Genomic DNA, 8,303 nt, shown 5'->3' with positions numbered 1-8,303 from the left:
GTAAGGAGCAAGGGTTGAATTACCTAATGATTCATCCAGCAGCAAATGCAACCAAAACAAAGGCCGATGTATTTAAAAAGCGCACCGGTTGGATTGAACGTACGAATGAGCATGCGCGTGATGCAGCTATGTTGGTTTTTAAAAGATTTGCGAAGTTTTGAGGGAAATAGGATGAATGCAGTAGTGAAAACGAAACTAATGGATTGGTCGAAGCGTTCAGCCTATCAGTGGCTTGAACAATATGGACTTTGGGTGAGATCCACTAAATCAGATGTTTCAGCGAATCCGTTGGCCATACTCATTGATAAAAACGACAAACAGCGGATTAGATCAAGCAAAACCTCAATGCCATGTGAAATTAACGATATTGAGGCAGTAGAGGTCAGTCAGCTATTAGCAAAGATGCATAACGACTCTCGTGAATATTTAGCTGAACGCGCATGGTTCTTAATCCTAAAATTTGAGAATGATTGGTCCGATCAAACAATTGCAAATGCGCATAGATGTAGTCGCGCCAAGGTCAGAGCGGAAGTGGAAAAGGGTTTGGCGTATTTGGATGGAAAAATCGAAGTGCTAAGCGATTGACTTGGCAGCCATGTTTGTGTAGATTTGGTGTATGGTGGCAAGTTGTTATGTACTCACCAATAATTTAAAAGCTCATTCAAACATGGGCTTTTTTAATGCCTTGAGAAATGTTCCGTGAAAGCAATATCAAGGCACCCAATGGCGGCTTAACTTTATTCGTAGTGGTTTAAATTTTAATGCCGCCACCTAGATTCTAAAGAGGGGTGAATAGCGTAGCTCAGTTGGTTAGAGCGGCTTCCTAATACGAGATAGCAGTCGTATGGGTGGAGAACAGCTTAGACACCACCCGCGCAGGTTCAAGTCCTGCCGTATTCATCCCGTCTTTAAAATCAAAGGAGATCCACATGCTCCAATTTATATTATGTTTATTCGGCCTGCATGGTGTGACTGAGATCGATTACACGGTTGACGGTGATGAGATTAAAGTTTGCCGAAAGTGCATGAAAGAAGTTAAGTAAATTAGATTCAAAAACATAAGCCTGATCATTAATTTGATCGGGCTTTTTTATTACCAAAATAAAGCAGGTGTGGAAAATGAATAAGTTTCAGAAAGGTAGTGCAGACAATATCTTGATTGGATTGATTGCAGTCTTCGTTATAGCAATCATACTGATCTTCTTGTTTGCGTGGCCACAATACAAAGTTTGGCAGCAAGGTATGGCAGGACAGGCTCAATTATCAAAAGCACAGCAATCCAAACAAATTGCAATTGAGACAGCCAAGGCTGAGCTTGAGAGTGCGAAATTGCGTGCAGAAGCAATCAAGGTAATGGGTAAAGCAGCACAAGAGTTCCCTGAGTACAGGCAGCAAGAGTTTATTGGTGCATTTGGTGAAGCTTTACGCGAGGGCAATATTAGTCAAATTGTATATGTGCCAACTGAAGCCAATATTCCTGTCTTGGAAGCAGGCAAGCGACCATCTTCTAATTAATCTTTTCCACTTAGCCGAACGTATTACGGCACATAAAACCCCGCTCAATATGCATTATTGGCGGGGTTTTTCTTTTCTTATTGGATGGTCTTATGACAGATAAGGTACAAGCGAAAAAAGACTTAGAATTTTGCACTGCTGAGCTGTCTAAGTACCAAAATTTAAGTCGTTCTGGTTTGACTCGGGATGAGATGCTGGCGATAGATGGCATAATGATTAAGTTGAAAGAGCGGGTTAAGAATCTAAGAACAAGCCTGTACGATTAATTAACAAATAAACCGCTCTTGTATAATTTCTTACATATCTATCCCTATTAATTGTGAGAAATGTATTCTTTCGGTATTGATAATATTTTTAATTATGAGAGTATAAAAAAAGAACAATAAAGAGGGATAGATAAGTATGACTTCACAAGATGTGCTTGTAATCTCGGTTTCGGCTTTAGTCCTTACATTAATCATTTATGAGTTCGGGCAAATGTCGATGTTGTTTTAAGCGAACCACCTTCGGGTGGTTTTTTTATGTCAGGAGAAAAGAGATGTCGTGTAAATCATGTGAAGAACGTCGACAGAAGCTAAAGGCAATGTATGAACAGTCAAAACAGTCAATTTCAAATGCAATTGCTTTCCTTGGTGGGCGAGCTGGTAAAGCAGAACAGCCAAGTGTTGATACAGAACAATCAACTGATTCAGCACCTGACACAGCAGAGCAACCAGATCAACGAATTATTGTTAATACTCGAGGATCAGGAAGAGGAAAACGCTCCTAGATATATGGATGAATAACTATGTTCCACAGTATGAATGATGGGAAAGGCATTCGATATGTATATGTGAATGGTAATCGCATTAAGTGCGTAAGGTGGGCAAACGTAAAACAGGGATTAGTTTGTTTCATACCTCATCGTCGCTTTACCAAGAAAGATAGACGCAAGGGTGAAATATACACACGATTATTGCGTGGCACTGTGACAGTGGAGTTCATTAAGCATGAAGCTAAAACGATTGCAGAGCAGACTTGATGCCATTACACCCAAGCAACCTAGACCGCCAAAGAACTGGGGATCAGGTCGCGGTGGTAGACCATGGCGCAGACTTAAAGAAAAGATCCATCTACGCGATAACTGGACATGCCAGCATTGCTGCCGTGTTACTGCACAACTAGAACTGGACCATATTATTAATGTTGCACAGGGTGGTACCGATGATGAATCTAATCTGCAATCGTTGTGTCCGCCGTGTCATAAAGATAAAACTTTAAAGGAGAGTCGACAGTGAATAATGAAGAGCTTTTAGAACAGCTTGAATCATCTGCCAACTTTATGCGAGGCATGTGCTTTGATCCACGCATACCAAACGATACGAAAGAAGCACTTCAAGAACGTGCACAAGCGATAGATGAAGTCGTTCAAAAACATTTAGATACCTAGGGAGGGGGGAGGTCAAAAGTTCAAAACCTTTTGCCCTCGGACACCACCCACCATCTCACGTATAAAAAAATTTCTCGTTTTAGCTAAAAGTTAACTTTTAGAGTTAAGGATTTGCGATGGCTTTAACAGCAAAAATGAAAGCTTTTGCTCAAGCTGTTGTGGATGGCTTAAGCAATAAAGATGCAGCAATATCAGCAGGATATAGTGAAAAATCTGCAATGCAGCAAGGTTCTAAACTTGCAAAAATTCCTGAAGTTATTGCCTATGTTGACCAATTTAAATCAGTTAAAAAGTTAACTCCTACGACCGAAAAGTTAACTTCAAAAAAACCAAAAGTTAACTCCGTGGATAGTGGGGAAAATGACAACCCTTTGGATGAAGAGAATTACGCCAAGGATGATCCGTTACAGTTTCTTTTAGATGTGATGAATAAAAGCGATGACATGTTCATGCGAGTGAATGCTGCTAAGGCTGCATTACCTTATGTACATGGCAAGGTTGCTGACAAAGGTAAGAAAGAAGCTAAAGCGGAAGAAGCTAAGAAAGCAGCCCAAAGCGGAAAGTTTGGCACCTTGAATAATCAATTACCGAGTTAAAACATGACTGCAATGCTCCCAGTATGGACAACCGCTTGCCCAGACTGGGAGGAGCGTATTGTCAAAAAGCAATCGCTCATGCCATGTGCACCACAGTTTCCGCAAGTTGCAGATGTTGCTGAGCGAATTTTTAAGGAACTCATTCTTGTTGATGTGATGGATAGCCCGAAGATGGGCGATGTCACATTGGAGTGGGTAATTGAATTTGTAAGAGCAATTGCAGGGGCATATAACCCTGAAACTAAGCGTCGTTTGATTCGTGAGTTTTTTCTTCTGATTTCTAAGAAAAATACTAAGTCTACGATCGCTGCAGGAATCATGCTGACTTTGCTTTTGTTAAATGATCGACTTTCAGCAGAGTTGATTATCCTTGCGCCAACCAAGGAAGTTGCCGACAACAGCTTCAACCCGATCCGAGACTTCATCAAAGCTGATGAAGAGCTCAGTTCAATGATTAATATTTCTGAGCACACTAAAACCGTTACTCATTTAGGTACTGGTGCAACACTCAAGGTTATTGCTGCGGAATCTAATGCAGCTGCTGGTAAGAAAGCATCGATTATTTTGATCGATGAGGTTTGGCTTTTTGGTAAGCGTGCCAATGCTGAGTCAATGTTCCGTGAAGCGAAAGGTGGCTTGGCATCGCGTCCCGAAGGGTGCGTGATTTATCTTTCTACCATGTCTGATGAAGTCCCATGTGGTGTATTCAAGCAATTATTAGATTATGCGCGTGATGTAAGGGATGGAATTAAAGAGGATAAAGCCTTTTTACCTCTTATTTATGAGTTTCCTAAGCATTTGATAGAGGCAGGTGAACACTTAAAACCTGAGAATTTTTACATCACCAACCCGAATTTAGGTGCTTCTGTAGACCTTGAATACCTGATTTCAGAGTTCAATAAGGTCAAAGATGCAGGTGAAGAGTCGCTTAGAGACTTCTTGGCCAAACACTTAAACATTGAAATCGGCATGAACCTTCGGGCAAACCGTTGGGCGGGTGCTGAGTATTGGGTCCAGCAAAAGCATGTATTTGGACTTGAGCAATTAATTGAACAATCTGAGTTGATCACATTAGGGATTGATGGCGGTGGCTTGGATGACTTACTTGGGTTCGCCGCCTTAGGACGATTGAAGCAAGATCCACGTATTTGGTGGCTTTGGAGTCGTGCTTGGGCAAATAAACTAGCCTTAGAACGTCGTAAAGAGAATATCCCTAAATATCGAGACTTCGAGCAAGAACAAAGTCTAGTTGTTGTGGATAAGGTTGGTGAAGACATTGACGAATTAGCCATGATCGCAAAGCAAATTTATGACAGTGGCAAGCTCGACAAAATTGGGCTGGATCCGCAAGGGCTTGGAGGTCTCATTGATGGATTAACTGGCGCGGGAATCCCTGAAGAGATTCTTGTCGCAGTCCCGCAAGGACATAAGTTGATGGGATACATCATGACATCCGAGCGTAAGTTGGCTGAGGGCAACCTTTGGCATGCAGGACAACAACTTATGACCTGGTGTGTAGGTAATGCTCGGGTCGTGATGATTGGTAATGGTATGCGTATTACCAAGCAGGATTCAGGTGTAGGAAAAATTGATCCCGTCATTGCAATGTTTAACGCCGTGGCATTGATGAGTTTGAACCCTGAACCTACAAATAAAGATTACGAAATACATTTCATATAACCGCCTTAATTGGCGGTTTTTACATTTTGGAGGGGCTATGTCTGCTCTACATAAGTCATTCGGCTCTTTTGAGATTAAAAGCGTCGATGAGGAAAAGCGAACATTTACTGGTACAGCAAGTACACCGAATCAAGATCGATCGAAAGACATCATGGTGCCAAAGGGTGCGAAATTCAAATTACCTATGCCATTGCTATTTCATCACGACATGCGAAGCCCGATTGGCCATGTGACCAGCGCGAAAGTAACAGATAAAGGAATCGAAGTAGAAATCCATATTCCTGAGATCAAGGAAGAAGGAAAGCTGAAGGATCGAGTAGATGAAGCATACCAATCTTTGAAGTACGACCTTGTAAAAGGATTATCTGTTGGCTTTCTGCCGAATTGGGATACCGCTGAAATGATTAAAGGCGGCGGTATTAAGTTTGAAGATTGGGAATGGTATGAGCTTTCACTTGTCACGATTCCAGATAACCGTGATAGCGGAACAGATTTTAAAAAAGCTTTTGAGGAACACAAAGCCGCGTTGGGCAAAAAACCTCAGACCGTTACAGATGGCGTTTCATCTGAGCAAAAACACGTTGTTGTCAAATTAAATAGCCCAACAAAGGGTGGAGTGAAATTGGTATGAACAAATATTTAAAACAGTTGCTTGATGCTTTAGCTGCAAAAAATTTAGAGCTACAAGGGCATATTACAAAGTCATTAGATGGTGGCTCTACACCAGACGATGAAACTGAAGCGGCAATTCAAACTGTTGAAGCAGAAATTGCCGCGATCGAAAAGAATATCGAACGTGTAAAAAAACAAATCGCAGCTGCTAAACATGCCGCTGAAACGGGGACACCAGTTGCTGGTGAAAATGAAGAGGAAGCAGAAGCATCTGCTAAAGGCGATCCTGAACCAGATAGAAAGAAATCAGTTATTACTACTTCTTCTAACTTACCACCAGGTATTGGGTTTGCTCAGTATGCTCGAGCGAAACTTGCTTCAGCTCTTGAAGCTAAAAAGGGTAATTTTGTATCGCCATCTGATATGGCAAAACAAATGGGATTCAATGCCGAAGTCCAAGACCTTGTTACTAAAGCAACGCTAGGTACTACCACTGATGTTGGATTTGCATCTGCATTGGTTGCAGAAAATCGCTTAGTAGGCGAATTTGTTGAATTACTTCGTGCAAAAACAGTCTTTGATAAATTAACAGGATTTAAAAGCGTACCCTTTAATTCCAAAATCCCAAGTCAATTAACTGGTGGCCAAGCACAATGGGTTGGTGAGGCTCAGAAAAAACCTCTAACGAATCCAACATTTAGTGAAGTTGAAATCAAAGAGCATAAGCTGGCAGCCATTACTGTTTACTCACAAGAGTTAATTCGTCGATCTGATCCAGCAGTGGATGTATTAGTTCGTGATGACTTAATTGAAGCCTCTAAAACTTTAATTGACAACACATTCTTAGATGCAGGTGATGCTACAGCTATTCGACCAGCAGGTGTTTTAAATGGTGTTGTTGCAATTCCAAGCACAGGGACAACAGCTGAAGCATATGATGCTGATTTAGAAAAATTAACTGATGCATTTATCGAAGCGAATTTGTCATTGGATGGGGCTTTCTATCTGATGTCTGAAACGCGTGCATCGCGGATGTCTAAATTACGTGATGCTTTAGGTAATAAGTATTACAGTGGCATGCAAGGTGCACAAAAGGAATTGGATGGCTTACCTGTTATTACATCTCAGGCAATCGGTGACAAAATCGTATTGGTAAAAACCTCTGAAATTCTCTTGGCTCAAGATGGCGGTGTGGATGTTTCATATTCTGATCAAGCCACGCTTGTTGATGGTGGTGTAACTCATTACTTATGGCAAGAAAACAAATTTGCTGTACGTGTAGAAAAATTCATCACGTGGGCAAAACGTCGTCCAATTGCTGCAGCTTGGATTGAATACACCTAATCTTTATTCATTAGGTCAAAAACAGCTCCTTTATTGGGGCTGTTTTTATATCTAAGCATCAAAGTTGTTTAGCTATGAGAACAGTCTATGAAAATTAAATATTTAAGAAAGGCACCGCAGGGAATGCCTGGTGATGTAGCTGAAGTTCCAGATCTACAAGCCAAAATCTTAATTAAGTTGAAATTTGCAGAACCTATAGATGGCGGACCTTCGATTGAGTTCTTGAAGAATTTAAATGGAACCCTAGTTGTTGATGATTTTGGCAGTTTGGTTGAATTGCCTTTGATGGTTGAGCATCAATTAGAGAATGTTCAACAAGTGGTGCAAGAAGAGAAGCCAGTCAAACCCAAACAAAAACGTGCAAGCAAAGCAAAATAAGGCGGTAAATAATGGGCATTTTTGGCAATTTATTTAAGAAAAAATCGCTTCAAGGTGTTCATTCAGGCAGTGGATGGCACTCGATGTTTGTCCATGAGCCTTATTCGGGTGCATGGCAAAAAAATGATGAACTAACCCGTGAAGATGTTACTGCACATCATGCTGTTTTTTCATGTGTCTCATTAATTTCACAAGATATTGGTAAGATGCCGATTCAATTGAAGCGCCATGAAAAAGGTGTTTTGGTCAATGCAGATATACCAAGCAAATTTCGCGTATTAAAAAAGCCTAACCGGTTTCAAATTTGGCAGCAATTTAGTGAACACTGGACAACTTCATTGTTGTTACGTGGCAATACTTATGTGCTGAAACGCAGAGATATTTTTGGTGAAGTGACGGAGCTTGTTGTGCTCAATCCTGATCTTTGTAAACCGTTGATTGATGACAATGGAAATGTCTTTTACCAATTGGGTAACGATCGACTTACACAGACTGATTCGGTAGTAATACCAGCATCCGAAATCATCCATGACCGTATTAACTGTTTTTATCACCCACTTGTGGGACTAACCCCAATTATGGCGTGCTCATTGGCTGCGGGACAGGGTATTGAGATTCAGAGAAACTCTCGTAACCTTTTTCGTAATAACAGTCGTCCTTCAGGTGTTTTGACTACACCAGGATCTATCACTAATGAGAAGGCTGCGGAACTTCGTAAGCAGTGGAATGCAAATTATTCAGGTGCAAAT

The 8,303-nt window shown here is 41.1% G+C and carries 12 protein-coding genes and 1 tRNA gene; all 13 read left to right on the top strand.

Annotated elements, in window-relative coordinates; genetic code table 11:
• Positions 1–171 precede the first annotated feature (171 nt).
• The gene (locus MF4640_RS17840; RefSeq protein WP_078390420.1) at positions 172–585 is read left to right on the top strand and encodes an antiterminator Q family protein; all 414 of its coding nucleotides are present in this window, start codon (positions 172–174) and stop codon (positions 583–585) included.
• 205 nt (positions 586–790) lie between these two features.
• Positions 791–900, top strand: a tRNA-OTHER gene (locus MF4640_RS19270).
• A gap of 219 nt (positions 901–1,119) precedes the next feature.
• Positions 1,120–1,515: a hypothetical protein gene (locus tag MF4640_RS17835; protein WP_004694142.1), complete on the top strand. Its 396-nt coding sequence runs from the start codon at positions 1,120–1,122 to the stop codon at positions 1,513–1,515.
• 92 nt (positions 1,516–1,607) lie between these two features.
• Entirely contained in the window at positions 1,608–1,781 is a 174-nt protein-coding gene (locus MF4640_RS19555) for a hypothetical protein (RefSeq protein ID WP_010326048.1), read from the top strand.
• A gap of 272 nt (positions 1,782–2,053) precedes the next feature.
• Positions 2,054–2,284: a hypothetical protein gene (locus tag MF4640_RS17830; RefSeq protein ID WP_004694132.1), complete on the top strand. Its 231-nt coding sequence runs from the start codon at positions 2,054–2,056 to the stop codon at positions 2,282–2,284.
• A gap of 220 nt (positions 2,285–2,504) precedes the next feature.
• Entirely contained in the window at positions 2,505–2,792 is a 288-nt protein-coding gene (locus tag MF4640_RS17820; protein ID WP_004694127.1) for an HNH endonuclease, read from the top strand.
• Complete coding sequence (locus tag MF4640_RS19550; RefSeq protein ID WP_004694125.1) at positions 2,789–2,944, top strand: hypothetical protein; 156 nt, start codon at positions 2,789–2,791, stop codon at positions 2,942–2,944. The genes MF4640_RS17820 and MF4640_RS19550 overlap by 4 nt, the downstream gene beginning before the upstream one ends.
• 116 nt (positions 2,945–3,060) lie before the next feature.
• Positions 3,061–3,540, top strand: a complete 480-nt coding sequence (locus tag MF4640_RS17815) for a terminase small subunit (RefSeq protein ID WP_078390419.1) — start codon at positions 3,061–3,063, stop codon at positions 3,538–3,540.
• Positions 3,541–3,543: 3 nt separating this feature from the next.
• Complete coding sequence (locus MF4640_RS17810) at positions 3,544–5,220, top strand: terminase large subunit (RefSeq protein ID WP_078390418.1); 1,677 nt, start codon at positions 3,544–3,546, stop codon at positions 5,218–5,220.
• 37 nt (positions 5,221–5,257) lie between these two features.
• Positions 5,258–5,851: an HK97 family phage prohead protease gene (locus MF4640_RS17805; protein ID WP_004694118.1), complete on the top strand. Its 594-nt coding sequence runs from the start codon at positions 5,258–5,260 to the stop codon at positions 5,849–5,851.
• On the top strand, positions 5,848–7,176 hold the full coding sequence (locus tag MF4640_RS17800) for a phage major capsid protein (protein ID WP_078390417.1): 1,329 nt from the start codon (positions 5,848–5,850) through the stop codon (positions 7,174–7,176). Before MF4640_RS17805 ends, MF4640_RS17800 begins: the two co-directional genes overlap by 4 nt.
• 87 nt (positions 7,177–7,263) lie before the next feature.
• Positions 7,264–7,554: a hypothetical protein gene (locus tag MF4640_RS17795; protein WP_078390416.1), complete on the top strand. Its 291-nt coding sequence runs from the start codon at positions 7,264–7,266 to the stop codon at positions 7,552–7,554.
• Between the two features lie 11 nt (positions 7,555–7,565).
• On the top strand, positions 7,566–8,303 hold a 738-nt coding region (locus MF4640_RS17790), incomplete at its 3' end, for a phage portal protein (RefSeq protein WP_078390415.1).

It is taken from the genome of Acinetobacter sp. MF4640, assembly GCF_002018895.1.
Classification (GTDB): domain Bacteria; phylum Pseudomonadota; class Gammaproteobacteria; order Pseudomonadales; family Moraxellaceae; genus Acinetobacter; species Acinetobacter johnsonii.
This window is presented reverse-complemented; position numbering and strand designations above follow the sequence as displayed.